This window comes from Arachnia rubra, from assembly GCF_019973735.1.
Classification (GTDB): Bacteria; Actinomycetota; Actinomycetes; order Propionibacteriales; family Propionibacteriaceae; genus Arachnia; species Arachnia rubra.
Genome location: NZ_AP024463.1, coordinates 1,998,954 through 2,025,276 on the forward strand (window position 1 = coordinate 1,998,954; position 26,323 = coordinate 2,025,276).

Sequence of the window (26,323 nt, forward strand, 5' to 3'; positions counted from 1 at the left end):
GACGATGGCATAGAGTGAACCGCGGTTGATGAGAGGAGGTGCCTTCATGCTGCGAACCGCTGCCGGCCCGCAAGTCATTATGGGCATCCTCCTGACTGCGCGCCTGCATGTCGATCTGCTTCGTATCGCCGCCATGGCCTGTCATTCCTGACTTATACGGCCGACCCCGGCCACATCCATCACATCCCCAAGCTCAGGAATACTCATGTCTGTTTTCTTTTCCCATGCCTCAGGTCTGTTACTCGGTGCCTTGCTCGGCTTCGTGCTGCAGCGTGGACGCTTCTGCGTCACGGGTGCCCTCCGAGACGTCTGGACCTCTGGCCGCACCCGCTGGCTCACAGCTTTTCTGATCGCCATCGCGATCAGTTCGGTCGGTTTCTTCAGCCTGCTAGAACTCGGGCTGGTCAATCACTCGGCCGAACCCCTCACTCCCCTGGCGACCATCACCGGAGCGCTCATATTCGGCGCTGGGATCGTGCTTGCCGGAGGCTGCGCCACTGGCACCTACTACCGGGCGGGTGAGGGCCTGATCGGTTCCTGGCTCGCCCTGATCACCTATGCCGGCTCGGCGGCCGCCATGAAGAAGGGCATTCTCAAGCCCCTCAACGAAGGGGTACAGGACCTCAACAACACCGGCCTGACGACGGTGTACGACACCCTCGGTGTGTCTGCGTGGCCTCTGGTCGTCCTGATGGCTGCCGGAATTGGCTGGCTGGCCTGGCGTCATCTCCGGGCCGAGCGCGGTTTGAAGGTCGCCACTCTGCCTCCCGCACGGACCGGCCTGGCCCATCTGCTTTTCGAACGCCCGTGGCACCCATTCTTCACCGCGGTACTGGTGGGCCTCATCGCCATCGCCGCCTACCCATTGAGCTACGCGGCGGGCCGCACGTCGGGACTGGGAATCACGGGCCCGTCATCGAACCTGGCCTACGGCATCATCGCCGGAGACGTGACGGCCATCACCAACTGGGGTTCCCTCATGGTGGTGGGGATCATCATCGGCTCCTACATCGCAGCTAAGGCCTCCGGCGAGTTCCGGCTGCGGGTTCCCGACGCACCCACCATGGTCAAGTCGCTGATCGGCGGCATCGCGATGGGGGTCGGCGCCAGCCTGGCGGGAGGCTGCACTATCGGCAACGCCCTGGTGGGTTCTGCGGAGTTGAGTCTCAACGGGATTCTCGCCTTCGCAGGGTTCTTCCTAGGCGTCGGGGCAGCGGCCAAGATCTTCCTACGGCCCCAGTCGAAGAAACTGACCACCACCCAGACCACCATTACCACCGCCGTCTGAATGCCTCAGCAAGACGAGGAGTCCATCATGCCCACAACTCACATTCTCGAAACCGCCGGCGAAGTCTGCCCCTTCCCTCTCAACGAGGCAAAGGCGGCCATCGCCACCATTCCCAGCGGGGACCTGCTGCGCATCGATTTCGACTGCACGCAGGCCACCGAGGCCATTCCCCGCTGGGCGGCGGAGAACGGCTATCCGGTTACCGCCTTCGAACGAGTAGGGGATGCCGGCTGGACGATCACCGTCGCCAAGCCCTGATATCACAGATACCCCGCCAATGGGGGCCGTTTCCCACGGCGGCCAATTCCCCCAGGAAGGCCGCCGTGGGAAACACGGCCGCTGAGGAGACCGCTTCTGTCCAACCCCAGCTAAGATCCCTCGTGTGTCCTCAGAGCCGTCCCCCAAATACCTGACGATGCGGGAACGGCTACGTCAAAGAATTCTCGAACTGCCGATCGGCGCGGCAATCAGTTCTGAACGCGACCTAGCCCTGGAATATGGGGTCTCCCGGATGACGGCGCGGCGCGCTGTCATCGAGCTGACACGGGAAGGCCTGCTGGACCGCCATGTCGGACGGGGAACGTTCGTCTCCCAGCCACGCATCGAGCTGCGGCTGTCCCTGAACTCATTCAGCGAGGACATGCGCGCCAGGGGAAAGGAGCCGGGTGCGATCGTGCTCGATTTCAGCAGCAAGACCGCCGGCCAAGAGGACCCCTTTGCCCCCGGCACCCCGCTGATCACGATGACCAGGATCCGCACCGGCGACGGCACTGCGCTGGCGATCGAGGAAACCCACCTGGATGCCTCGCTGGTGCCAGGTTACTGCGCCGACGACGCCAGGAACTCCCTCTATGAGACGCTCAGCAAGCGTTATGGCTTGCGGCTGGACTCCGGTGAGCAGCGGATCATAGCCGTCGAATGCCCCGCTGAGATCGCGGCCTCACTAGGCACCAGGGCGAGTTCCCCGGTGATCTGCATGGACCGCAAGACCCTTGTCCAGGATCGTCTCGTCGAGCACACGATCTCCTGGTACCGGGCGGACTCCTACCAATTCACCGCGCGTCTGCTTCCCGCCCAAGAGTGACGGGTCACAGTTCCGGAATCCGGCTCCGCAGCTGCTCGGTCAGACTCTGATTGAAACCGTCGTTGCCGTCCTGGTTCGCGCTGCGCCACAGCGGCATCGTGGGGTCGAGCTCCACCACGGCGGCGAGGATCTCCGTCCACAGCGCACAGCAGCTGAGCGTCGACAACGGACTGGTGACCGGCTCCCCGGGCGGCCGGGAAACATCCCCGACGGGCGTCCAGGTGTCCAGGATGATGTCCGCCACTTCATAGAGCCGCCGCGTCGCCCGGGGATCGCTCTGTCTGCTGGCCTCAACACTCGTGAAGGCGATGACGGCCGCTCCATGTCTCCGTGATTCCTCCGCGATTTCGACGGGATACGGATTGCGCCCTGAATTCGAGAAGACGATGACCGAGTCTCGTGGTTCTGGGCCGGCTGCGGTAACCAGCCCCCTGCCTATCCCCACTTCTCGTTCTACCTCCGTCGCCCTCAAAGCCCCGTTCAAGGGCAGTAATTCAGGCCGGAACAGAGGCTTGACGATAGCCAGGCCGCCGGCACGAAAGAAAGTCTCCATCACCATAGCCAGGGAATGCCCTGAACCTGCCGTATAGATGAGACCTCCAGCCTGGTGGGTCTCAGCCAGCCGGGCAGCTGTTGCCTCGATTGGCCCCCGGTTATGGGTTATGACCCCGTCGATCCAGGAACCGGCTGAGCTCATCTCCTCGCCACCTCCGCCAGCAGCCCGGGCAGCTCCTCCGGCGCAGCCTCTCGGAGCCTGGTCTCCAATCCATCGGCCATGGCCAGTGCGAATGCCCTGAGCCCAGCCATATGAGCCTCATTGTCCGGGGATGCGAGGCAGAACACCAGATCCACCGGGTCGTTGGTGTCATGACCGAAGGCGACCGGTTTCTCCAATCGGAGCAACGAAAGCCCTGCAGCCTGGCACATGTCGTCGGCACGGGCATGAGCCAGGGCGATCCCGGGACTGAGCACAAAGTAGGGACCCAGCTCCTCAGCCGACTGGACACAACGTGGGCCATATTCCCGGCTGGTTGCTCCAGACTGCCCCAGCAGCGCCGCCGCCTGGAGAATCGCAGTCCGCCAATCTGTCGCAACACCGGTCGCGGCTGCCGTCAGCATCCTGACCACCCGGCCTCGGCAAATCCCGCCCGCAGTTTCTGCTCAACAGCACCGTCGTCCAGGAAGTCGTCCACTGCCACGATGACAGGCGCAATTCCCTCCAGTTCCTCAGTGTGCATGCCCTGTCCCACCACGACGTCAGGCCCCATGCTGCGCGCTGAGGAGAGGTCGGTGTGGTCGATCTCAGCTTCCAACCCCATCCGGTTAACAGCAGTCTCGACTGTCATGTGAAGGATCAGGGAGGTTCCCATTCCCAAACCACAGACGCACAGGATCTTCATCGGTTCTGGCATAGTCATTTATCCGCCACTTTCTGTTCAACATCCCCAGCGGGAGCCTTGGTCTTTTTATTGATGAGTAGTAGGACAGCTGCCGTGATGATCAGCGTCACAACACCTAGGGCCCACAGGCCACCTGAGCCGAGGTGTCCGAATGCTTTACCGCAGCCGAGGAAAAGCCATCCGACGGCATACCAGTCAGGATCGGCCAACGTGGCCAGTTCAGGGGCGGTGGAGCTGTAAAACCCCCAGCCGATCCACTGCCCGAGTGCCAGGATCAGACCATTCAGAGCACCGCCGAACACTGCGCCGCGCCAACCCGCGGTGGCATTGCCGAAGACGCCGCCCGCTCCGCCACCGAAGAACAGCATGATCATGGGCGGGACAAGCGCAAACCATCCGGCCGCGGCGAAGATTCCCATGCAGATCAGGAACACACTGATCGAGGCCAGGAAACCGATCATGACCGCTGTTGGCGCCTTCGGGAAAACCGTCGGGATATCCAGGGCAGGGCGGGAACCTGGCAGCAGTTTCTGTGAGATCCCGCGGAAAGCCGGAACGATCTCGGCCAAGAACATGCGGACGCCGTAGAGCAAGATGGCTATGCCGCCCGCAAATCGCAGTGCCTGGACGAATCCCCACATCATCGGAGCCATGTTGCTGTCACCAAGCTGCTTCACCACAACGCTGTCCTCAGCAAACAGGATCGCAACAATCATGATGACACCGATGACAAAAACCGTGGAGACATTGATGTCTTTGAAAAATGCCACTGCTTTCGGCATGCGGATCTTCTCCGTGTCGTGTTTCCCGGGGTCTCCGAGCCGCAGGACCTTGGCGCCATATCCGGACAAGAGCGCGAGTGACGATGTGGTGTGCCCCAGCCCAAAGTTATCCCCGCCGACTGCCCGCTTCATCAATGGCTCCATCCACAACGGCTGCAGTGTCCAGTAGCAGGCCACGACTATTGCTGCTACCACGATCAATGCGACTCGGTCCACACCGGGGACCGCCTCCACCAGGGTGGCCACCAGGACCAGGGACATCCAGTACATGAGATGTCCGGTCAGATAGACATAGCGTGCTGCCTTGAACACCGACACCAAGACCAGATGGATGAGAAAACCCAATGCGATCACCAAAGGGACCACTGCACCGCTACCCTCCAGGAACGTCTTCATGGTGCTAGCACTGGTTGGTGGTGTGATCCGGAAAGCACTGGAGACAATGGCCTGGAAAGCGACCAGTCCAGCGACGAAGATGTCGACGCCAATATTTAGGATCACGACACCAAGGGTGGCTCGGACAGCGCCACCTATCACCTGTTCAAAAGGTTTGCGCTGGAGCAGCAGACCGATCAGGGCAATCAGTCCGATCAGGATGGCCACCTGCGAGAAGAGGTTATTCGCCAGTGCTGCGGCGATATTGGCTAAGGATTCCACGGGTCCCTCCGAGTGATGTTTCAGGCTGGTTCAGCCAGGCGTGAGCGAAGGAAATGGCAGGCCGGGGCAGCTGTGCTCCCCGGCCTAGCGGGTCAGCGGGGTATGTACAGCTGCACGTCGTCGATGCTTGCTGTCCCCTCATAGAAGTTCATGTGGGGAATTCCCATCATGAAATAGTCGGGATAGGCCGATCCAGCCGGCCAGATGTCCGGGTCCACGAAGGTACGCTCACCTGCCGTGTAGGTCCAGTCCTGGTTGTAGCGGCCGTCGTACTCATCGGCGCTCTGGTTGTAGTGATAGATCGGATGTTTACCGTCGTCGAAGGGCTGGCTGTAGCGGTAGGTCGCCCATCCGACATTGCGGAAGTTACCTGAGACCTCAAGTGTATAGTGTCCATCCAGCCGTTCGATGGCGAAGGTGTAGGTGAGCTCAGGCATCATCTCGGGAATCAGATCAGCTTGGCTCACGATGGCGCCACCGTATTCAGTGCCGCACTCGGACTGCATGAAGTATTGGGTTCCCGGTGAGCTTCTGTACCGGCGTTCCGGTGTCATAAAGAGCATGTTCACACCATTACCACTGCCCCACTCATAGGGCTGGAACCCGCCACTGCCCGGATCGCAGTAGCGTAACCCGGTACCGGTGTACTGGTAGCGGTTGTAGCCGTCCATCACGACCTTGCGACGCTGGTGCACGAAGACGTTGTTGTGAGGAGCCGCCGGGTAGTCCATGATCGACAGGAAGTAGTAGCCATTGGAGTCCGTGGTCACATCGAACCAGTCACACTCCGCTGGCCTGTAGTCGGCATCCGGCGAACCGGGCCACGGGTAGATAGTCTTACAACCGTCAGGCCTGTAGCCGTTGGTCTTGCCGTCATAGTCCCAGGTTCCGTTGCGCTGGCCGCCGAAATCGATGGCGCGCAATGTGACCTCGATGCGGTACTCCGCGGGCAGAGGATCCGTGGAGCGCAGCACGACCGCCGAGTTGTGGTCCGGGACGTTGAACGTGCCGACAGAGCCCAAAGCCCGCGATCTGGTTCTCCGGAAGGATGGGACGTTGTCGGGCCTGCCATCACCATCACGGTCACGCGCGGCGAGTTCAACCGTCAGCCAGCCCTTCTTCCCCACGGTGTAGGAACGCCGGTAAAGACCCAGACCCGCCAGATGTTCCCGGAAGGCATCGCCGCCGAAGGTCTGGAAGAACTCCCCGTCGTTGTCATAGGCGTCCACGTCATAGCCGGTGCCCTTCTCGTCCTTGTTGGGAAACCAGCCTGTGTCATTCCCGGCCCTCATAGGCCGGTTGAATTTCTCAGATCGAATGAGCCGCCAGGCATCGTGTAGGCCGTCCCCATCCCAGCCACTCCCCTGGGCTCGCTGACTGCTCGGCGGCGCCCCAACTGCCACACCCGCGCCGAGGACCAGGGAAGTCAGCACCGCGATGACCATCGCGGTCTTTCTGTGAGACATCCGCATCTCCTCTCCGCTCCTCCTTGAGCGACTATCAAATGGTATAGACCATTCTAAAGCGCAGACTGAGAGAAGGTCAATACCAATAGGCATCAGATGCGAGATGGCCAACCAGCGACAAGCGTCTGGGCAAGACTGTCCTGGAATCCCGGGCGGCACCGGTCCGGGGCACACCGCCAGGACCGGCGGCCAGTCAGACAAGAATCGGGAGCAGCACAGTTGCAGGAGAGGGGTCTGTGACCAGCCGCCCGTAGGTCAGCACGTCGACTCTTTCCCCAGCGACTAGGAATTTATCCCGCTCGACGCCCTCCTGGATGAACCCCGCCGCCAGCGCCACACCGCGCGAGGCGGGGTTGTTCACGCGGTGCCCTAGCTCAAGACGGTGTAGACCAGCAGCATTCAATGCCCAGTCCGCGACTGTCGCGGCGGCCCGGCTGGTCCATCCGCGGCCTCGCCCTTGGGGATGGGTCCAGTACCAGAACCAGGCATTGCGGTTGGCAGTATCAATGCTCAGAGCCACGATCCCGAGCAGCTGGTCCTTCTCACCCACCATCGCAAAGGCGCGGTGAGGACCAGTCACGTCGATCAGCCGGGAAACATAGGCCTCCGCCTCCTCAAAGGTTGTCACCTCGCCCTGACGAGTCATGCCAGATCCGGCGGCGAAGGCATCAAGGACCCGCGGAGCGTCAGACAAACCCAGGGGGCGCAGCCGGGGCCCGTTCACAACCTTGCCTCCAGGAATCCCAAGGTCTCAAACACGAACAACAACTCCTATCTCGGCTTTCAGATCGGCATGGCAATGCTATGGGCAGGCCAGCATCAATTCACTGCCTCGCGACTGCAGCCACGGCCCGCAGACTAGACAGTCTTCCTTCTCTGATCTGTCTTCTCTGATCTGTCTGACCACGCGTAACCGCGAGTATAATTCACCATATGATGAAATCATCAAGCGATGGAAGTTCTGTGGATGTCGATCAGCTGGTCGTTAGGCGCGGCCGCAATGAGGTGCTCCATGGGCTCTCACTGTCTCTGCCACCTGGCTCGGTGACAGGTCTCCTGGGCCCTTCGGGATGCGGAAAGACGACTCTGATGCGTGCCCTGATGGGAGTGCAGCGCATCGCTTCAGGATCCGTCAGGCTGTTGGGCCTACCTGCGGGAAATCCCAGACTGCGCCGGGCGGTGGCATACACATCGCAGGCTGTCAGCATCTACACCGACGCGTCCCTGTGGGCCAATGTCACCTATTTTTCCCGCCTACTGGGCGCCGGAGGCGACTCCGCGCGCCAGGCCATCGAGAGGGTGCAGCTGAAAGGCTTCGAACGCCGGAGAATCGATCAGCTCTCTGGCGGCCAGGCGAGCCGGGCCTCGCTGGCCTGCGCCCTGGTCGGCCAACCCCAGGTGCTGATCCTCGACGAACCCACGGTGGGTCTTGATCCGCTGACCCGGCAGGCCCTATGGGAGTTGTTCCGCGATTTGGCAGGGCAGGGGACGACTCTTCTGGTCTCCAGTCACGTCATGGATGAGGCTGCCCGCTGCGATTCCGTACTGTTCATGCGGGATGGCTCTTTTCTTGCCCACGAGCCCGTGGCCTATATCCAGCAACGCACCGGAACCAGCACCCCAGAGGATGCTTTCCTTGCCCTGATCAAGGAGCAGAAATGATGGAGCAGAGTCATCAGACCACTGTGAAAAACCGTCAGTACCCATTCGCGACGACGGCCCGGATCGCTGCCCAGCTGAAAGGCGACCCACGAGCCATCGCCCTCATCCTGGCGGTCCCTCCCCTGCTGCTGACACTGCTCTACTACGTCTTCCACGACGTGCCGGTGCCACCGGGACAACCTCATGTCTTCGACACCACCGGACCGATCATGCTGGCGGTGCTGCCGATGTTCATGATGTTCATCGTCACCTCGGTGATCATGCTCCGCGAGCGAGCCTCCGGGACCTTGGAGCGGATCCTCACCACACCACTGACCCGTTGGAACCTGCTGGCCTCCTACGCTGTGGTCTTCGGCCTGCTGGCTGTCCTACAGAGCGGTATCCTCGTCGTCCTGCTGCTTGGTCCCCTGGGCATTGAGCTCGAGGGTCCTGCCTGGGCGTTGCTCCTGCTGGCCTTCCTCGACGCGGTCATCGGGGTTGCTCTCGGGCTGCTGGCCTCAGCCTTCGCTAGGACTGAGTTCCAGGCAGTGCAGTTCATACCGGTCTTCATCGCGCCTCAGGTGTTTCTCTGTGGCTTGCTCGTCCCGAAGGAGCAACTCCCAGACATACTGGAGGCCATAGCTGACTGGCTCCCGATGACCTGGGCAGTCGACGTCGTTCGTGATGTGCTGGCCAACTCGGACCTGAGTTCAGACAGCTGGTGGCGTCTCGCTGCCCTGGTCGGAGTGGTCATTGCCGCTTTGTCCATCGCCGCGGCTTCCATGCCGAGGAAAACGAGGTGACCGAACGTGCCAGGAGAATCAAAGTCAGGGCGCACCAAAATGCGTCTCCTACAGGCGGCCGCCGGATTGTTTGCGTCCCGTTCGTTCGAGACGGTGAGCACGCGTGCGATTGCGAAGGAGGCTGGGGTGGATGCGGCGTTGATCCACCACTATTTCGGCTCGAAGGAGGGGCTGTTCCAGGCAGTGCTGAAATCGATCATTAGACCCGAGGACATCGAGGCAGAGATCTCCATCAGCTCACGAAACAGCTGGGGCCGGGAGCTGGTGCATGCAGTCGACAGGCTCTGGGCCTCACCTGCCGCTCCAGCGATGAAAGCCCTGTTACGGCGGTCGCTGGCGGGACACAGCGATTTGATCCGCGACTTCGTCACAACGACCATTCTCAACCGAATCATCCCCCATCTCGACTGCTCGGAACCAGAACGCCATCTCCGGGCATCCCTGGCAGGATCGCAGCTTTCAGGGTTGGTGGTCGCCCGCCACATCGTCGGTGTAGAGCCCCTCGCCAGCCTGCCCAGCGAAGAGGTGACAGAACTGATCGGCCCGGTGATCCAGCACTACCTGACGGGACCACTACGAGTTCGGGATGTCCTGAAAATCGCTGAGACAACATCTTCCATCACTGAGTCATCAGGCAAACGACCATCGAATCAACCACACACGTTGTAACACCGCCGTTACGATGGCGGAAGATGTGGGCAATCTGGGACCCATAGAGTGGTCCCAGATAACAAAGACAACTGGAGGGTTCATGTTCCAAAGCGCCGAGGAGCTCCTGGGCTTCGTCAAGGAGGAGGGTGTTGAGACGATCGACTGCCGCTTCTGCGACCTACCGGGTGTAATGCAGCACTTCACCGTTCCGGCCGGCTCCTTCGGCCCCGAGGTCTTCACCGAGGGATTGAGTTTTGATGGCTCCTCGATCGCGGGATTCCAGAAGATCCATGAGTCCGACATGGCTCTGATGCCAGATCCGGCCAGCGCCTTCATCGATCCCTTCCGCAAGTCGAAGACCCTGAACGTGAACTTCTTCGTCCACGATCCCTTGACCAAGGAGCCCTATTCGCGCGATCCGCGGAACATCGCGCGCAAGGCTGAGGCCTATCTGGTCTCAACGGGTATAGCGGAGACGGCCTTTTTCGCGCCAGAGGCAGAGTTTTACGTCTTCGACGACATCCGCTTCGACTCCACCCCGAACGCCTCCTATTACCACATCGACTCTGAGGCGGGAGCCTGGAACTCTGGTCGCGTTGAGGACGGCGGCAACCGGGGTTACAAGGTCAAGTACAAGGGCGGCTATTTCCCCGTCGCCCCTGTCGACCACTTCGGTGATCTCCGCGATGACATCGTACGGCACATGGAGAACGCTGGGCTCGTGGTTGAGCGCGCACACCACGAGGTGGGCACAGCTGGGCAAGCCGAGATCAACTGGCGTTTCGACACCATGCTGAAGGCTGCCGATGATGTGATGAAATTCAAGTACCTGGTGAAAAACACTGCCTGGGAAGCGGGCAAGACCGCCACCTTCATGCCAAAGCCGATCTTCGGCGACAACGGGTCCGGTATGCATGTCCACTCGTCGTTGTGGAGCGGCGACAAACCGCTGTTCTACGACGAGAACGGTTACGCGGGACTCTCAGACATGGCCCGCTGGTACATAGGAGGTGTGCTCAGGCACGCCCCGGCGCTGCTCGCTTTCACCAATCCGAGTGTCAACTCCTTCCACCGCCTGGTCCCCGGGTTCGAGGCGCCCGTGAATCTCGTGTACTCGCAACGCAACCGGTCGGCCTGCATCCGTATCCCGATCACGGGATCCAATCCCAAAGCCAAGCGCATCGAGTTCCGCTGCCCGGATCCATCGAGCAACCCCTACCTGGCCTTCGCAGCCATCCTGCTGGCAGGGCTCGATGGCGTACAGAACCGGATCGAGCCCCCGGCTCCCATCGACAAGGATCTCTACGAGCTGCCCCCCGAGGAGCACGCCGAAGTCCCCACCGTGCCTGCCAGCCTGAGCGCGGTATTGGAAGCCCTGGAGACAGATCATGAGTTCCTGCTGGCAGGAGACGTGTTCACACCCGACCTGATCGCCACTTGGGTTGATCTGAAACGCACGGAGATCCAGGCCATCGCGGTCCGCCCGCATCCCCACGAGTTCGAGCTCTACTACGCGCTCTAATTCTCCTATGCAGGCGAGGGAAACGAGCCTAGGCTCTTTCCCATGAAAACCCGAGCAGCCCGCGCACTGACACCGATCGCGCTGATCCTGGCATGGCTCCTGGTAGGCGCGATCGGCGGGCCCTATTTCGGCAGGGTGAGCGAGGTTGCGCGCAATGACCAGGGAAGCTTCCTGCCCACCAGCGCAGAGGCAACGACGGTCGGGCAGCGCTACCGCGACTTCGTCGGGAACGACCAGGTCCCGGCCATCATCGTATTCACCACGCAGCAGGCACTGGCAGACTCCCAGCGCCAGGCTATGACGACTACCGCCCAGAGCCTTGGGGCACTGGAGGGGATAGCCACCGTCTCCCCGCCGATCAACTCCGAGGATGGCCTAGCAGCCCGGGTTTTCATCGGTATCGACACGACAGCGAACGTCTCTAAGACGGTCTCCTCCGTCAGAGAGCACATCGCGAGTCAGGACCTGGGAGGCCTGGAGTTCCATGTGACCGGTCCAGCTGGTTTCGCCAGCGACCTGTCGAAGGCTTTCAGCGGAATCGATGGGCTTCTGCTGCTGGTTGCCCTCGGTTTGGTGCTGGTGATCCTGCTGATCGTCTACAGAGCCGTGATCCTGCCCTTGGCTGTGCTGCTGACCAGCGTCTTTGCGCTGGCGGTGGCTCTTCTGGCCAATTGGTGGCTGGCCAAGTGGGGGGTACTGACGATCACAGGCCAAACCCAGGGAATCCTGTTCATCCTGGTGATAGGGGCTGCCACGGACTACTCGCTGCTCTACACAGCCCGCTACTTCGAGGAGCTGCGGAGGCACGAGTCGAAGGCAGAGGCCACCCGGGCCGCGCTGCGCGGTGTCCTGGAGCCGGTCCTGGCCTCCGGGGGAACCGTGATAGCAGGGCTGCTGTGCCTGCTGGTGAGCGATCTGGGTTCCAACCGTTCGCTGGGGCCGGTGGCTGCCATTGGGATCGCCTTTGCCATGCTGGCTTCGCTGACCCTGCTGCCGAGCCTGACCTATCTGATGGGGCGGGCATCCTATTGGCCGCGCGTGCCTCAGTTCGATCCTCAACGCACTGATGAGGAGCAGGCCCACACCGGTGTCTACGCGAGGGCTGGAGCCTTGGTGGCACAGCGCCCACGCCAGGTCTGGATCAGCTGCATCATCCTACTGGCCCTGGGCGCCGCCTTCGTCCCGACCCTCAAAGCGGACGGAGTGCCCTTGAGTAGTTTCGTGCTGGGAGCCTCTGATGCGCGCACAGGCCAGGAAGTGCTCTCGGAGCATTTCCCAGGTGGGGCAGGATCTCCGGTGTATGTGCTGACGGCTGAGACCAGCCTGCAGACAGTGGCCAACCGGCTGTTGAGCAACAGCGGCGTCGCATCCGTCAGCGTCGTCTCCAAGGATTCCCCATCTGGTTCAGCTCCTGTCACAGCATCAGGGGTGCAGTCGTCCGGAAGGCCCGGAACACCACCTCCGGCACCCACGGTGGATGATGGCGAGGTCATGCTTCTCGCCACCCTGACCTCGACGGCGGACAGCGATGAGGCAATCAGCACCGTGCGTGATCTGCGAACTGAGTTGTCGGGAACGGCTCAGCTTGGCGGGACCACAGCCACAGATCTGGACACCCGGACCACCACGGAGCATGACCGGGCTCTGATCATCCCGCTGGTCCTCGCGGTGATCCTGGCAATCCTGGTGCTGTTACTACGCAGCATCCTCGCTCCCCTACTGCTGGTGGCGACGACGGCCCTCAGCTTCGGCACTGCGATGGGAACGGCAGCGATCGTCTTCAACCATGTCCTGAACCTTCCCGGCGCGGATCCGTCAGTTCCGCTCTATGGGTTTGTCTTCCTGGTGGCACTCGGCATCGACTACAACATCTTCCTAATGACCCGGGTACGAGAAGAGACGCTAACGCACGGCACCCACGAGGGCATGCTACGCGGGCTCGCCGTAACCGGCGGCGTGATCACCTCCGCAGGCCTGGTGCTGGCAGCAACCTTTGCGGCGCTCGCTGTCCTTCCGATCCTGTTCCTACTCCAGATCGCTTTCATCGTCGCTTTCGGCGTACTGCTAGACACCTTCGTGGTTCGCACCTTGCTGGTGCCGGCCCTAGTACATGACATCGGGCCAGCGGTGTGGTGGCCATCCCGGCTAGGACAAAAAAGGTCCTGAAGGGCGTGCATCAGGCTGGGCGCATCATCCTGATCGGCTCAGGCACCACCACCCTTTCCATGGCCCGGCTGCTGCCCACCGATCTGAGGCTCGCAGTGGTCACCAACTCGATTGCGATAGCCGCTGTGCTCTCCAATCACGAGGACATCCAGCTGCATCGGCTCGACGGGAAGATCCGGAAAGCACCGGGGCTGGAGTGGGGTCTTAGGTAAAGTGAGCCTTTGAGGAGACGTGCATCGATGTGGCTTTCCTGGGCACCAATGGCTTCAGTCTGGACCGGGGTATGACAACACCGGATCTGGCGGAGGCCAACGTCAAACGGGCCATGGTTAAGTCCTCCCGGCGCCGGATTGTGCTGGCGGACTCCAGCAAGGCTGATCTCAGCCATTTCCAGCATTTCACCGGCATCGATGAGATCGCCCTCCTGATTACGGATTCAGGCCTTGATGAGGAAATCTCCGAGGCGCTCGACAACGCAGGGATGGAAGTGCTCAGGACATGATCGTCACCCTCACACCGAATCCAAGCATCGACCGGACTGTGCTGGTCGAGGATCTTCTGCCTGGGGAGGTGAACCGGGCTTCCAGCAGCCGTATAGACCCCGGCGGCAAGGGCGTGAACGTGGTCCGTGCCTTGGTGCGCAACAGTCATCCGGCCCGCGCGGTGCTTCCGCTCGGCGGGCCGGATGGAGAGCTGCTGAAGCGGCTGCTCGATGATTCCGGGGTTCCCTTCGACGCGGTCCCGGTCGCTGGGACGACACGCACCAATATCGCCATCGTCGACCCCGCCGGGAACACCACCAAGATCAACGAACCCGGGCCGTCGCTCACTGGGGACGAGACCCAAGCCATGCTGGATGCCGTGCCTGGGGACGCAGAGCTGGTGGCGCTGTGCGGCAGCCTCCCCCGGGGGGTTGACGAGTCCTTCTTCGCGAAAGTGATCAGGCATCATCCGGGCCGGGTGGTAGTTGATACCTCAGGGGCAGCATTGGCCACCGCTGTGGCCGCGAAACCATGGCTCATCAAACCAAACCGGGAGGAGCTGGCCGAACTGGCCGGGCGGAAGCTTCCGGCCCTCCGGGACGTCGTGGACACTGCTCGCAAGCTGATCAGCTCCGGAGTGGGTATCGTCGTGGTCAGTCTCGGCGCTGATGGCGCGCTGTGGGTGGATTCCGAGATGGTCCACCACGCCCGCGCCACCGTCGAAGGGCCGCGGTCCACCGTCGGGGCGGGCGACTGTCTCCTGGCTGGGGTCCTCAGCGCTCTAGTTGAAGGCCACGGCCCGGCAACTGCCCTGGAACATGGAGTCGCCTGGGGAGCGGCCGCGGTGTCCCTGCCTGGCAGCGCCGTCCCAGGCCCAGCAGAAATCGATGCTGTCAGGGTCACTAGCATCTCCACACCAGACCTGGACACCAGGCTGAGCAGTTAGCAGCGCCTACTCGTCGTTCTCAACCGCGGACACCATCGAAGGCAGGCTCGGTATCGTAGACAGCACGGTCGAGAATGCCCTCCCGTTTCGCGACGACAGCCGGCACCAGTGCCTGCCCTGTCACATTCAGTGCGGTACGTCCCATGTCGACTATGGGCTCGATGGCTAGCAGCAGTCCGACTCCCGCCAGTGGCAAGCCCAGGGTGGAGAGGGTAAGGGTCAGCATGACGGTTGCCCCCGTGGTGCCGGCCGTTGCCGCGGACCCGAGGACAGAGACGGCGATGATAAGCAGGTACTGACCCCATTCGAGTTCCACACCATAGAACTGGGCCACGAAGATGGCCGCTAGGGCGGGGAACACCGCAGCGCAGCCGTCCATCTTGGTGGTCGCGCCGAGAGGCACTGCAAAGGCCGCATAGCTGCGTGGTACGCCAAGATTACGTTCTGTGACCTGCTCGGTGACCGGCATCACACCCATAGAGGAACGAGTGACGAACCCCAGTGTGATGACCGGCCAGATGTTCCGGTAGAACTGGGCGACAGGCAGGCCGTTGAACTTGAGCACCGCCGGATAGACAACCACCCACACCAGGAGCAGCCCCGCGTAGAGCGCCACGACGAAAACCCCAAGGGATGCGAGTGAGGCCCAGCCGTACGAGACAATCGCCTTGCCGATCAGGGCCGCTGTCCCGATGGGAGCCAACCGGATCACCCACCACAACACTTTCTGCACAACGGCTAGGGCTGACTCAACGAAACTCACGAATCCATCGGCTGCTTTACCCACCTTGAGCGCGGCGATTCCAAGCGCGATGGAAAGCACCAGGATCTGCAGCACATTGAAACCAGGGGTAGCGGTCACCGCATCCCCCTTCGCGGTGAGATCGACCTCAAGGCCAAGGAAGTTGCTGGGAATCAGCCCTGTGAGGAAAGCCGTCCAGGAACCGACCCGGCCCGGTTCAGCGGCCGCCTCGCCGCTCACCCCGGCGGCAAGCCAGGGCCGCGAGAGCACACCGACCAGAATGCCGATCACCACAGACGCGAAGGCGGTGATGGCAAACCAGACCAGGGTGCTGACCGCCAGCCTGGCCGCATTGGTAACCTCCCGTAGCCGGGCAATGGATGAGATGACAGCGGTGAAGACCAGCGGAACCACCAACAGTTTCAGCAACCCGACATAGGAGTTCCCGATCTGAGTCAAGGTGGCTGTCAGCCAGTTCGGTTCTGTTCCATTCGTGCCGATGGTGATGGCAACTCCGCCGAGCACTACGCCCGCAAGCAGGCCCAGGACGATCTGGAAACCGAACCGGGACAGTAGCCCCTGCGTTTTCGGCGTATCAGTATCGGGGGTGGATTCAGAGATTGTCTGTGACAAGGTTCACTCCTGGGAAATGTCGTCAGGAAACCGGCAGAAGACGCAGAAAACCGCAGAGCCGGCGGCCGGGAAATGGACTGGACTGGAGCGTACGGGCTCAACAGACACAGCTTGCCTGCAGGCGCAGATCAACCCAGACGCGGGCGAAAAGCGGCAGGAACATGCCGAACAGAGTGCCACAGAGTGAACCAGAAGCCAAAACAGGAGTCTCTGGCATGCTGTTCAGCCAGAGACCCTAATCCACGTTCAGAATCATGGCTGCGGGGGCGGCCTCGATAATCTTCGTCCGGGTGAGGAATTCACCCATGCGTGTGAAATTCTCCTGGTCGGCCTTGATAGACACTTTCCCATCACCCGCCGTCCAGAACTTGGTAGTCGCTTCCAGCACCGCCTCAGCCTGCTTGCGCTGGGCCTCATCGGCGAGCGTCGGAACATAGTTCTCGGTGGCCTTCAAAGCCAATGCGGGATCCTGCAGAATCCGGTTCTCGGCTTCGAGAATGGCGTTGGTGACCGAGTTGAGCTGCTCAGCCGGTACTGCATCCTGGAGGGTGATCAGTCCAGGACCTACGAGATCCGGGGCTGCAGCGTCAACCACCTCGAACTGTTGATAAGAGAAGCCGGAGGTGGCCAGCTGGATGGCTTCATTGTTGCTGAACCCCACAACGGCATCTGCCTTGCCTGCGGTGAGCGCAGCCACCTGCGTCCAGCCGATCTCCGTGATCTGCACCTGACTCTCGTCAAGTCCGGCGCGGTCGAGGGCAGCCTTTGTCGTGAACCAACCCGAGCCATAGCGCCCCTGGACTCCGAGGGTGTGTCCTGCGAGCCCTGCGAGGTCGGTGACTGCGGCAGATCCCAGCACGACCCCTGGATATCTCTGGTAGCAGGTCGCGAAGGTACGCAACCCGGACATGCCCCCAGCAGCGGCGACAACCGCCTCGTCGCTAGACGCGAAAACCACCTGCTCATCGCCTGCTGTGAGTGCGGTGAACAGCCCCTCCTGGGTGCCATGATGCCGGAGTGAGAGCGTGAGCCCGGCATCTTTGAACAGTCCCTCGGACTCAGCGACGTAGAAGGGACTGAACTGGATGTTGGGGATATAGGTCAGTCCGACCGTCATGGCTGGCCCAGTTGACGTCGCCTGTCCCGTTGTCTGTCCCGCACAGCCTCCGAGGGTCATCCCGCCGAGGGCCGCGGCACCGAGCAGGAGTGACCGGCGGTTCAGGTTCATGAGTGTTCTCCTTGTAAATTACGGTTGGCCGCGCGCTCAGCCACTCCCAGCAGAGAGACGAGGACGGCCGCGATGAGCGCGAGAAAAGCCAAGACGGCGAAGACCCCGATTGTGTCGGCCGCTTCCCGGGACAAAGTCAGCAGCGTCCCGAGACCCTGCCCACCCATGACGAATTCGCCCACGATCGCCCCCGTCATAGACAACACGACCCCTCCACGCACCCCTGCCAGGACGGCGGGGGCCACCATCGGGGCCTCAATGTGGATGAGTCGTTGCCAGGCCCCTGCGCCGTCAAGCCAAGCGGTCTCGATGACCCGCATGTCCAGGCTGCGCAAACCCACGATGGTGGTGGTGACCATGGGAAAGAACGCGATGACAGCACATAGGAGCGCGATCGGGAAGGTCCCGTAGCCGACCCACAGTACGAGGAGAGGGGCGATGGCTACTAGCGGGACTGTCTGGGAGAAGGCAATGAAGGGTTCGGCGACGGCTGCCAGCAGCCGTGAGTGAGCGACCATGACTCCGAGAGGCAGCGCGACGGCTACGGCCAGGCCGGAGCCCAGCAGGGCTGCGGCCAGGGTTGGCCAGGCATAACGCCAAGCGACACCGGATCCCAGCCAGCGAATGACCCGGGCGAGCACATCGACCGGGTCAGGCAGCAGAACGGTGGGGGTGATCGTGGTCAAGGACCACCAGATGAGCACGAGGAGAGTTGCAGCCACGAGTGGAGGCAGGATGCGCGCGGCCAGGGAAACCGGCCGGGTGCGGGCGGGATACGCAGACCAGATTCCTGCGCGGGCCGCGAGACGGCCTCGTCGCGTTTGGTGCTCGGTCAAAACCCCGGTCCTTCCTCAGCCCGGGGTGCACGCACAGCACTCACGCTCGTAGCCGCGTGAGCCGTCGACGCGCTCCTCCCATCCAGACTTTCACTGTCGGCACCGGAATTCCACCGGATCAACCTGTTGGCCACTTTTCTGGGCCGCGAGGGTCGCGGGCTGTCACCGCCGGTTCGGACTTTCACCGACCCCGGATGCGTCAGAACCACCCTAGCGTATTGCCTCGTGCCAGTAGTGACCGGAGGAGTCAGGACCCTACCTGGCGGCCGTCGGTGGTGGCGTCCTCCCAGAAAATCTGATTCACCACTCGCAAGGCATGACGCATGACTTTGATAGTGTCCTCAACCAGCTGAGAGTGCTGGCCAGGGCCGTAACCAGCCAGCTCGGCGACGGCCGCCTGCTCCTGATAGTCGATGGGTAGGACGTCGCTCGGACGGCCTCTGACGAGCATGATGGCATTCCGGACGCGACTGACGTGCAGCCAGGCCTGCCGTAGGCTGGCAGCCTGTTCACCGGTGAGCAGTTCCAGACCCTCCACCACGTCAATGGCCTTCAGCGTGGATGGGGTGCGCAGCGCGGGTGAGTTGCCGGCATGCTGCAGTTGAAGCAGCTGAATAGTCCACTCGATGTCTGACAGGCCGCCGGGCCCCAGTTTCAGATGGCGTTCCTTGTCCGTTCCCCGGGGAATCCGTTCCGTCGCCATGCGCAGTTTCAGCCTCCGGATCTCTGCGATCTGGGTGGCATCCACGCCCGCCTGCGGGTAGCGCAGGCCTGCCAGTTCGTCCAGCACGGCGGCAGCCAGCTCCTGTGCACCTGCTGCTGGCCTGGCACGCAGCAGGGCTTGGGCTTCCCATGCGGAGGCCCACTTCGCGTAGTAGGTAAGGTAGGAGGACTTAGTCCGCACGAGCGGGCCGCCCTTTCCCTCTGGGCGCAGATCAGCATCGACCACCATCGCAGGATCGGGCCCAGGCCTGCCGACCAGGTCGCAGGCCAGGCGGACGAGCCTGGCCGCGGCTACCTGACCATCCGGGCCAGAATCATCCGGGATGACGAACATGGCATCGACATCGGAGGCATAGCCCAGTTCACAGCCACTCCACCGGCCCATGCCGATCACTCCAACCTGGGGTGCGTCCACTTCGTGCCGCGCAATCTCCAGTGCAGCGTCCAGAGTGGCTCCCGCCAGATCACTGAGCGCCAGACCGACCGTGGTGACATCGGCGGATCCCAACACATCGGCCAGCGCCACCCGGCACAGTTCGGAACGCCGCAGTGCCCGCACCGATGCCACGGCTGAGGCCTGGTCAGATGCGCGCCCGATATCTCTTTTCATGGAGTGTGATAGCAACTCGCGGGGACGAGGCTCCAGCCCCTCACGGTTGGCGAGCATCTGGACCATCTGGGGAGCTCGCATCAACAGGTTCACCACATAGCGGCTGGATGATGCGATGCGGGCCAGCCGTTGGGCCATCCAGCCTTCATCACGCAGCGCCCGCAGATACCAGGAGCTGGCTCCGAGTGCCTCCGAAAGCTGCCGAAAGGCCAGCAGCCCGAAGTCGGGGTTCGGACCTTCAGCGAACCATCCCAGCATGACGGGCATGAGCTGGCGCTGGATCTCGACAGCACGCGAGGAGCCGTTTGTCAGAGCCTGGATATGTCCCAGCGCGGCGCGGGCATCCTCGAAGCCGAGTACCCGGAGCCGTTCCTGGGCAGCGTCCGCGGACAGCCGCAGTTCAGCTGTGGGAATGGCAGAGACGGCGTCGAGCAGGGGCGAGAAGAAGATTCGCTGTTGAAGCCGCTCCACCGCGCGGGTGCTGGAACGCCACAGCCCCTTGACCTCGTCAGTGGTGCGCCCGGTGCTACGAGCCAGGTAGGCCCAGCCTGAATCGTCATCCGGCACAAGATGGGTACGCCGCAGGCGCCGGAGCTGTACCCGGTGTTCCAGGACCCGCTGTGTGCGGTAGGCCTCGGCCATAGCTGCACCATCGACACGGCCGATGTAGCTGAAGGCGATCAGAGCACGCAGAGCGTCGAAGGTTCCGCGGGCCCTGACCCGCTCGTCACCGCGGCCGTGAACGAGCTGCAGAAGCTGCACCGTGAACTCGGTGTCCCGTAGTCCCCCGGCCCCAAGCTTTATCTCCCGGCCAGCCTCCTTGGCGGGAATCAGCGATATCACCCGGTTCCTCATGGCCCGCACCTCTGAAAGGAAACCCGGACGCTGGGCGGCTTCCCAGACGAGCGGGGAAACAAGATCGCAGAAAGCCTGTCCCAGCTCCTTGTCCCCCGCCGCCGGACGTGCCTTCAGAAGGGCCTGGAACTCCCAGTTCTTCGCCCACTGCCTGTAGTAGGCGGCGCAGGACTCAAGACTGCGCACCAGAGGCCCGGCGTTACCCTCAGGCCGGAGTGCCGCATCTACCGGCCAGATAGTCCCCTCTGCGGTATGGGCGGAACAGATCCGCGCCACCGCTGCCGCCACCTTCGCTCCGGCGCACATCGCCTCCTCATGCCCGGCGTCTCCGGCAGGCTCAGCAACATAAATCACGTCAACATCCGAGATGTAATTGAGCTCTCGCGCTCCGGTCTTGCCCATCGCGATAACGGCAAGCCGCACCGAAGTAGACTCAGGCACGCTGGCACGAGCACAGTCGAGGGCACATTCAAGGATGGCATCGGCGAGGTGGCTCAGTTCCGCGGCGATGTCGTCAACCAGGGCGATGGGATCGTCACAGGCAAGATCCCTGGCAGCAATCTCCACCAAAGCAGCGTGATTGGCGCGCCGGAGCCGGTCCGCATCGGCCTGCCCTGCCTCATCGACTACCCGTAACCGGATGTATTCCAGCCAGTTGCCTCTGCGTGGTTCCGGCTCCGAGGCCAGGACTCTAAGTTCTTCGGGGTTCTTGACCAGGAAGCGCGCGAGTACCGAGGACCCTCCCATGACAAGCAGTACCCGCTCCAGCCAGTCTGGGGTGGCTGCGATCCGCGACAACAACGCCGGATCCCTCTTCCCGATGTTCGCCAGGCACTCCAGGGCTTGGTCCCGGTCGGCGGCACGGGTAAATGCCTGCAATGGCACGGGAGGGTCCCCACCGAGCTGCGCACACCAGTCCTGCCATACCCTCGCCGCGCTGCTGGGGAACTCAAAACCACGCCGCGCGAACTCACCCGCAGCGGTGCTGACCCTGTTCACGTCTCCACCCTAACGAGCACAACGCCAGTCTCCCGTCTACACGCTGAGCCTCTAAGATTGCCGCATGTTCAGCGCTGACGAGAAGACCATCGCGGAGTTGCGGAACCTATTTACATGCCTGGCCGCCATCGATCCCGCAGGAGCCGCAGCGCTGGGTATGGCCCTAGAAGGGAAGCTCGCAAGGCGGAACCCAGACCTGACCAGGGTGCTGTGGGATGCCGCAAGTTCCGCGGGGAAACATGAGCTGGATTTGGGCCGCACCCTCACGGCGGCCTGCTGCCGTGCCTTCTGCGCCAGGCTGGGTGAGCTTCACCCGGGGTCCGCGATCGAGGTTCGTGTCCCGCCTTGGGCAGCCGTTCAGGTTGGCTTTGGCGACGGCCCGAGACACACCCGTGGCACACCGCCCAATGTCGTGGAGATGTCACCAACCGCGTTCCTGGGGCTGGTCACAGGGCAGCTGTGCTGGGGCGATGCAGAAATGAAGATATCCGGTGCACAGGCTGAGCGGCTGGCGGCTGCCTTCCCAATCAGAGAACCTTGATGTGGCGTTCGACCTCCCACGGGGTGACCTGCTGCTGATAGGACTCGAACTCAGCCCGTTTGTTCCTCATGAAGTATTCGAACACATGCTCGCCGAGAGTCTCAGCGGCGAGTTCAGAGTTCTCCATCAGGCGCAGCGCCTCATCAAGACTGCTAGGTAATGACTTGATGCCCAATGCACGGCGCTCCCGCTCACTCAGCTGCCAGACCGCGTCCTCAGCCTCCTCCTGAAGCGGGTATTCATTCTCAATCCCGGCCAGCCCCGCATTGAGTATCAACGCGAAGGTGAGGTAGGGGTTGCAAGCCGAGTCCGGGGCGCGGTATTCGATGCGGGCTGAACTCGCCTTGCCGGGCGAGAACTGGGGTATACGGATCAGCGCGGAACGGTTGGCCCGGCCCCACGAGGCGAAGGTGGGGGCTTCAGCTCCACCCATGAGACGCTTGTAGGAGTTGACCCACTGATTGGTGACCGCAGTGATCTCGGGGGCGTGCCGCAGCAACCCGGCCACGAATTGCCGGGCTGTCTTCGACAAGCGGTATTCGTCTGCGGCGTCATGAAAGACGTTGGTGTCCCCCTCGAACAGCGACATATGGGTGTGCATACCGGACCCCGGGTGCTGGGAAAATGGTTTCGGCATGAACGTGGCGTGAATACCCTGGGATACCGCCACCTCCCGGATCACGACCCTGAAAGTCATAACGTTGTCCGCCATGTTCAGCGCATCGGCGTAACGCAGATCGATCTCATGCTGGCCGGGGCCAGCCTCGTGGTGGCTGAATTCCACGGAAATACCCATCTGTTCCAGCATCGTGATGGCGTCGCGCCTGAAATCCGTGCCGTTCCCCAAGGTGGTGTGATCGAAGTAGCCACCCTCATCGAGAGGCACCGGGGGGTTGAGATGGCTGAGCACGAAGAACTCAATCTCCGGGTGGATGTAGAAGGTGAAGCCCATGTCAGCTGCCTTCTTGAGAGCTCTTTTCAGCACGTGCCGCGGGTCCGCGAAACTCGGGGAGCCGTCGGGAAGCTGGATATCGCACAACATGCGGGCAGTGCCTCGCTCGGTGTGCCGCCAAGGCAACACCTGGAAGGTCGAGGGGTCGGGGTGGACGACCATGTCCGACTCGTAGACCCGCGCAAACCCCTCGATGGCAGAGCCGTCGAAGCCGACACCCTCCGCTATGGCCCCCTCCACCTCAGCCGGGGCGATCGCCACCGATTTCAAAGACCCCAGCACATCGGTGAACCAGAGGCGCACGAACCGGATGTCTCGTTCCTCCATCGAGCGCAGCACGAACTCTGTCTGCCTGTCCATGGCACTAGTGTGCCGCAGTCCGCACGGATCCAGCAGCAGGCCTTGCCAAGAACCCTCATCCGGATGGTCCGCACATCAGCTCATAATGGGGTTCATGGCTAAACCCGGCTGGTATCCCGACCCCGACGGCTCCGGCACTCCCCGTTACTGGAACGGCGAACGCTGGGAGGACCCCGTCGACGGGAACCGGCCCCGCCGGAAAGGACCGTGGGCTCTTGGCACAGGCCTGCTCACATTGATACTGGTGGTCGCCGTGATCCTCTGGCAGCCCTGGAAGAACAATCCGTGGTCCCTGCCCACGGACGGCAATTCATCTCGTCCCACCGGATCCCAGTGGGACGAGACCGAACCCACGAACACCCCGACCTCGCCCGGTCCGTCTGACGGTGGGGGCCGCCCTGTGGCATGCCCCATCGTCCCGGAGGGCGCCGGTCCCCAGTCCCAGAATGGCTGGTTCTCCTCCGGGGGGATGAAGTACCAGGGGGTTCCCGGCTGGCGGGAGAACAGCGGTCATTTCATCGACTTCGCCTCGGAGAGATCAGGGCAGGATGATCACGTGGCCGGCTCGTGGGTTGCCGTGACAGCCATCGGCCAGCTGTCCAAGAAGGACTATAGCCCCGACCCGAGGACAGCAGCCCAGCAACTCGTCAGTTGCCTGTCCACCTCCTACTATTACAGTCATCTGAGCCGGGTTGAGGTGCTGGAGGACAAATCCTTTCGCACCAGCGATGGGGTCAGCGGCTGGCTGATCCGGGCCAATTTCTGGAACGAGCCCGGCTACTACGAGGTCCTCGGCGACGAGGCGGTGGTGGTCATCGTGGATCAGGGAGCCGGTGACACCGTCACCTTGTTCCACACGCAGGCACCCATCAATGACTCAGATCGCCAGGCGCTGGTGAAGGCGAGCCTGGACAGTCTGGGACGGGCATGAGAGTTTCCGCGGCGTCACGTCGACCTTTGCGACGACACCGGCTATCTTAGAGACCTCTAATGCCCGATACCTAGCATGGAACTCATGGCTGCTCCTCCCGGTTGGTACCCAGATCCTCAGAACCCCCATCGCAAACGCTACTGGGATGGGGCTCAATGGACGATTCATGTACAGAATCCCCCCGCCCACCAGGTCCCCACCACTCCCGCTGAGCCCCAGCAGGGCGGCTACCCCACTCCCTCTCCAGAGCAATACGACTCCCTGAAGGAGAGCAGGGATTCACGGCCCGGCGGACCACGCCACGTCGTGTTGTGGATAGCGATCGGCATGGTCGTCACCATGCTCGCCGGAGGCGGCCTGCTGCTAGCGCTGAACCCCTCTCGCCCTCCCGCGGAACAGCAGAGCAGCCAGGGTTCCCAGAACGCATCCCCTTCCCCCACCGCCGCGGACAGCCCGGGCTCATCCAATGCGGGAATCAAGGTGGGGGACGTGCTTCGGGGTGAGGACAACTGTCCCACTACTGCGAAAGATGCCCAAGGAGTGGTCGGTGCTGATGGCCGCGTCACCTCTGCCGGTGGGTTGAGCTATCCTGTCATCCCGGACTTCGTTGCGTCACCGATCGACTACGGGTTCATCCATCAGTCGAACTCCACAACCAAGGCTTACCAGGGCCAGGAGGGGCAGGCCGCCGTCACCGTCGGAACCTTGAAGTCCGAAGACGGCTTCAAGGACCCGCTTCCCAGCACGGTCCGGGTCGTACAGTGCGTGATAGCCAATCCGAGGTTCTACAACTCCAAGCCAACCGCCGAGGTGACCCAGGTCGCCGTGAACGAGAACGATGGAACGGTTGTGCTTCAGGTCCATGTTCCAGCTGAGGGCAGGCCAGGAGGCCAGGGCGACAGGCTCGCTGTCGCGGTCTATTCAGGAGGATCCCGCAGCAAGCAGGTGGTCGTCTCCCTCGCACCCCAGAACGACTCCGCGACCTTAGATGCGGTCAACACGGCCTTGGCAGGTCTGCGCCTGAATACATGAACACGCGTGCAACCTTGGAAGTGACAACGGCCTGGGCTCTACGATGAAAGGCATGTCAGCACCAGGTTGGTATCCAGACCCGCACAATGATGGCCAGAAACGCTTCTGGGATGGGAGTCAGTGGACAACGCAGGTTGAGACCCAGCCAGAACCCGGTGAGCAGCCCGCAAAGATTGAGGCGGCTCCCTCCGAAGCCCTGCTTCCCCCACCGGCCAAACAAAACAATGCCCTTCTTTGGGGAGTGGTGGTGCTCGTGCTTGCCCTCATGCTCGGGGGCGGCTGGTGGCTGTCGGTGAACAACGGCTCAACCAGTTCAGCACAGGCAACAGCGGGATTCCCTGTGGGGGGCGGCAGGCACCATAAGCCCTCCCAAGCAGCCAGCCAGGTTCCCTCACCTACCGGTCCCGACGTGGAGGGCATAAGGGTGGGCAGTCTCATCAGTGGCACCGCTGACTGCCCGCGAACTGCGACCGACGCCATCGGCGAGATCGGCGAGGACGGTCGCATCACTTCCCCGGGAGGCCTCAGTATTCCCGCCGTCGACGGCTTCCAGCCTGAGCCGGCCGCCGCGATGCACCTTGGTTTCATGCACCAGGCCAACAGCGCCGTTAAAACCTTCAGCGATATTAACTGGGCGGCATCGATTGCGGTGGGGACCCTGGATCCTGCCGAGGGTTTCACAGAGGTGGTGCCCGCAGCCAGGCGGGTCGTGAGCTGCATGCTTGGCAACCCCGAACTCTACCCGGAGGGTGCTCCCACCGCGGAGATCACCGGCGTCGAATACCGCCCCGATGCCCAGGCAGCCTGGCTGGGTGTCTGGATTCCACTCAGCGGAAGTCATAAGGTGCAGGCAGACTACTTCTCAGTGACCACGATCAAACGCGGCGATGTCATCCACGTGCTGCTCGTGACCACACCAGACCGTAGCGACAACGTCGACAACAACTATGACGATCTCTGGGCCGCAGTCGAGAAGACCGAGCTGCATTAACG

The 26,323-nt window shown here is 62.4% G+C and carries 26 protein-coding genes and 1 riboswitch; of the genes, 15 read left to right on the forward strand and 11 right to left on the reverse strand.

What is annotated here, in order from left to right; all coding sequences use genetic code 11:
* Positions 1-205 precede the first annotated feature (205 nt).
* From SK1NUM_RS09150 to SK1NUM_RS09160, 3 genes are all read left to right on the forward strand, one after another.
* Positions 206-1,288: a YeeE/YedE family protein gene (locus SK1NUM_RS09150; RefSeq protein WP_212321360.1), complete on the forward strand. Its 1,083-nt coding sequence runs from the start codon at positions 206-208 to the stop codon at positions 1,286-1,288.
* A 27-nt stretch (positions 1,289-1,315) separates the two neighbouring features.
* Positions 1,316-1,546: a sulfurtransferase TusA family protein gene (locus SK1NUM_RS09155; RefSeq protein ID WP_212321361.1), complete on the forward strand. Its 231-nt coding sequence runs from the start codon at positions 1,316-1,318 to the stop codon at positions 1,544-1,546.
* Between the two features lie 124 nt (positions 1,547-1,670).
* Positions 1,671-2,372, forward strand: a complete 702-nt coding sequence (locus SK1NUM_RS09160; protein WP_212321362.1) for a GntR family transcriptional regulator — start codon at positions 1,671-1,673, stop codon at positions 2,370-2,372.
* A 4-nt stretch (positions 2,373-2,376) separates the two neighbouring features.
* On the opposite strand, the gene SK1NUM_RS09165 is transcribed toward SK1NUM_RS09160, so the two are convergent.
* The 6 genes from SK1NUM_RS09165 to SK1NUM_RS09190 form a co-directional block, all read right to left on the reverse strand.
* On the reverse strand, positions 2,377-3,069 hold the full coding sequence (locus SK1NUM_RS09165; RefSeq protein ID WP_212321363.1) for a sugar isomerase domain-containing protein: 693 nt from the start codon (positions 3,067-3,069) through the stop codon (positions 2,377-2,379).
* Entirely contained in the window at positions 3,066-3,491 is a 426-nt protein-coding gene (locus SK1NUM_RS09170) for a PTS sugar transporter subunit IIA (RefSeq protein WP_212321364.1), read from the reverse strand. Before SK1NUM_RS09170 ends, SK1NUM_RS09165 begins: the two co-directional genes overlap by 4 nt.
* Complete coding sequence (locus SK1NUM_RS09175; RefSeq protein WP_212321366.1) at positions 3,485-3,790, reverse strand: PTS sugar transporter subunit IIB; 306 nt, start codon at positions 3,788-3,790, stop codon at positions 3,485-3,487. The genes SK1NUM_RS09170 and SK1NUM_RS09175 overlap by 7 nt, the downstream gene beginning before the upstream one ends.
* Positions 3,787-5,211: a PTS ascorbate transporter subunit IIC gene (locus SK1NUM_RS09180; RefSeq protein WP_223927468.1), complete on the reverse strand. Its 1,425-nt coding sequence runs from the start codon at positions 5,209-5,211 to the stop codon at positions 3,787-3,789. Before SK1NUM_RS09180 ends, SK1NUM_RS09175 begins: the two co-directional genes overlap by 4 nt.
* Positions 5,212-5,303: 92 nt before the next feature.
* On the reverse strand, positions 5,304-6,677 hold the full coding sequence (locus SK1NUM_RS09185; RefSeq protein WP_212321372.1) for a hypothetical protein: 1,374 nt from the start codon (positions 6,675-6,677) through the stop codon (positions 5,304-5,306).
* A gap of 193 nt (positions 6,678-6,870) precedes the next feature.
* A complete protein-coding gene (locus tag SK1NUM_RS09190) occupies positions 6,871-7,401 on the reverse strand; it encodes a GNAT family N-acetyltransferase (protein WP_212321374.1) in 531 nt (176 codons plus the stop codon).
* Between the two features lie 212 nt (positions 7,402-7,613).
* On the opposite strand from SK1NUM_RS09190, the gene SK1NUM_RS09195 reads away from it, so the two are divergent.
* The 8 genes from SK1NUM_RS09195 to pfkB all read left to right on the forward strand — a co-directional run bounded on the left by SK1NUM_RS09195 (position 7,614) and on the right by pfkB (position 14,888).
* The gene (locus SK1NUM_RS09195; protein ID WP_223927986.1) at positions 7,614-8,339 is read left to right on the forward strand and encodes an ABC transporter ATP-binding protein; all 726 of its coding nucleotides are present in this window, start codon (positions 7,614-7,616) and stop codon (positions 8,337-8,339) included.
* Positions 8,336-9,121 (forward strand): ABC transporter permease, encoded by a 786-nt coding sequence (locus SK1NUM_RS09200; protein WP_223927469.1) that lies wholly within the window; start codon positions 8,336-8,338, stop codon positions 9,119-9,121. The genes SK1NUM_RS09195 and SK1NUM_RS09200 overlap by 4 nt, the downstream gene beginning before the upstream one ends.
* Before the next feature lie 39 nt (positions 9,122-9,160).
* A complete protein-coding gene (locus tag SK1NUM_RS09205; RefSeq protein ID WP_212321378.1) occupies positions 9,161-9,790 on the forward strand; it encodes a TetR/AcrR family transcriptional regulator in 630 nt (209 codons plus the stop codon).
* A gap of 82 nt (positions 9,791-9,872) precedes the next feature.
* Complete coding sequence (gene glnA / locus SK1NUM_RS09210) at positions 9,873-11,294, forward strand: type I glutamate--ammonia ligase (RefSeq protein WP_212321380.1); 1,422 nt, start codon at positions 9,873-9,875, stop codon at positions 11,292-11,294.
* Between the two features lie 42 nt (positions 11,295-11,336).
* A complete protein-coding gene (locus SK1NUM_RS09215) occupies positions 11,337-13,460 on the forward strand; it encodes an MMPL family transporter (RefSeq protein ID WP_212321382.1) in 2,124 nt (707 codons plus the stop codon).
* Positions 13,461-13,465: 5 nt separating this feature from the next.
* Positions 13,466-13,672, forward strand: coding sequence for a DeoR/GlpR family DNA-binding transcription regulator (locus SK1NUM_RS15230; protein ID WP_212321384.1), 207 nt, complete (start codon positions 13,466-13,468; stop codon positions 13,670-13,672).
* Between the two features lie 71 nt (positions 13,673-13,743).
* Positions 13,744-13,962: a DeoR/GlpR family DNA-binding transcription regulator gene (locus SK1NUM_RS15235; protein WP_263407051.1), complete on the forward strand. Its 219-nt coding sequence runs from the start codon at positions 13,744-13,746 to the stop codon at positions 13,960-13,962.
* On the forward strand, positions 13,959-14,888 hold the full coding sequence (gene pfkB / locus SK1NUM_RS09225) for a 1-phosphofructokinase (protein ID WP_212321388.1): 930 nt from the start codon (positions 13,959-13,961) through the stop codon (positions 14,886-14,888). Before SK1NUM_RS15235 ends, pfkB begins: the two co-directional genes overlap by 4 nt.
* Before the next feature lie 19 nt (positions 14,889-14,907).
* On the opposite strand, the gene SK1NUM_RS09230 is transcribed toward pfkB, so the two are convergent.
* From SK1NUM_RS09230 to SK1NUM_RS09245, 4 genes are all read right to left on the reverse strand, one after another.
* Positions 14,908-16,263, reverse strand: coding sequence for a dicarboxylate/amino acid:cation symporter (locus SK1NUM_RS09230; RefSeq protein WP_223927470.1), 1,356 nt, complete (start codon positions 16,261-16,263; stop codon positions 14,908-14,910).
* Between the two features lie 235 nt (positions 16,264-16,498).
* Positions 16,499-17,491 (reverse strand): ABC transporter substrate-binding protein, encoded by a 993-nt coding sequence (locus tag SK1NUM_RS09235; RefSeq protein ID WP_212321390.1) that lies wholly within the window; start codon positions 17,489-17,491, stop codon positions 16,499-16,501.
* Positions 17,488-18,327, reverse strand: coding sequence for an ABC transporter permease (locus SK1NUM_RS09240; protein WP_212321392.1), 840 nt, complete (start codon positions 18,325-18,327; stop codon positions 17,488-17,490). Before SK1NUM_RS09240 ends, SK1NUM_RS09235 begins: the two co-directional genes overlap by 4 nt.
* A gap of 66 nt (positions 18,328-18,393) precedes the next feature.
* Positions 18,394-18,530, reverse strand: a riboswitch (FMN riboswitch).
* A 44-nt stretch (positions 18,531-18,574) separates the two neighbouring features.
* Positions 18,575-21,514 (reverse strand): bifunctional [glutamine synthetase] adenylyltransferase/[glutamine synthetase]-adenylyl-L-tyrosine phosphorylase, encoded by a 2,940-nt coding sequence (locus tag SK1NUM_RS09245; protein ID WP_212321394.1) that lies wholly within the window; start codon positions 21,512-21,514, stop codon positions 18,575-18,577.
* 64 nt (positions 21,515-21,578) lie between these two features.
* Here SK1NUM_RS09245 and SK1NUM_RS09250 point away from each other — a divergent pair, with 64 nt between their 5' ends.
* Positions 21,579-22,055, forward strand: a complete 477-nt coding sequence (locus tag SK1NUM_RS09250; RefSeq protein WP_212321395.1) for a sterol carrier family protein — start codon at positions 21,579-21,581, stop codon at positions 22,053-22,055.
* Here SK1NUM_RS09250 and SK1NUM_RS09255 read toward each other — a convergent pair.
* Positions 22,042-23,334 (reverse strand): glutamine synthetase family protein, encoded by a 1,293-nt coding sequence (locus SK1NUM_RS09255; protein WP_212327664.1) that lies wholly within the window; start codon positions 23,332-23,334, stop codon positions 22,042-22,044. The genes SK1NUM_RS09250 and SK1NUM_RS09255 overlap by 14 nt on opposite strands.
* A 127-nt stretch (positions 23,335-23,461) precedes the next feature.
* Here SK1NUM_RS09255 and SK1NUM_RS09260 point away from each other — a divergent pair, with 127 nt between their 5' ends.
* From SK1NUM_RS09260 to SK1NUM_RS09270, 3 genes are all read left to right on the forward strand, one after another.
* Positions 23,462-24,298 carry a DUF2510 domain-containing protein gene (locus SK1NUM_RS09260; protein ID WP_212321397.1) on the forward strand — a complete coding sequence of 279 codons (837 nt, stop codon included), beginning with the start codon at positions 23,462-23,464 and terminating at the stop codon, positions 24,296-24,298.
* Positions 24,299-24,382: 84 nt separating this feature from the next.
* Positions 24,383-25,330, forward strand: a complete 948-nt coding sequence (locus tag SK1NUM_RS09265; protein ID WP_223927471.1) for a DUF2510 domain-containing protein — start codon at positions 24,383-24,385, stop codon at positions 25,328-25,330.
* A 52-nt stretch (positions 25,331-25,382) separates the two neighbouring features.
* Positions 25,383-26,321: a DUF2510 domain-containing protein gene (locus SK1NUM_RS09270; RefSeq protein ID WP_212321402.1), complete on the forward strand. Its 939-nt coding sequence runs from the start codon at positions 25,383-25,385 to the stop codon at positions 26,319-26,321.
* Positions 26,322-26,323 lie beyond the last annotated feature (2 nt).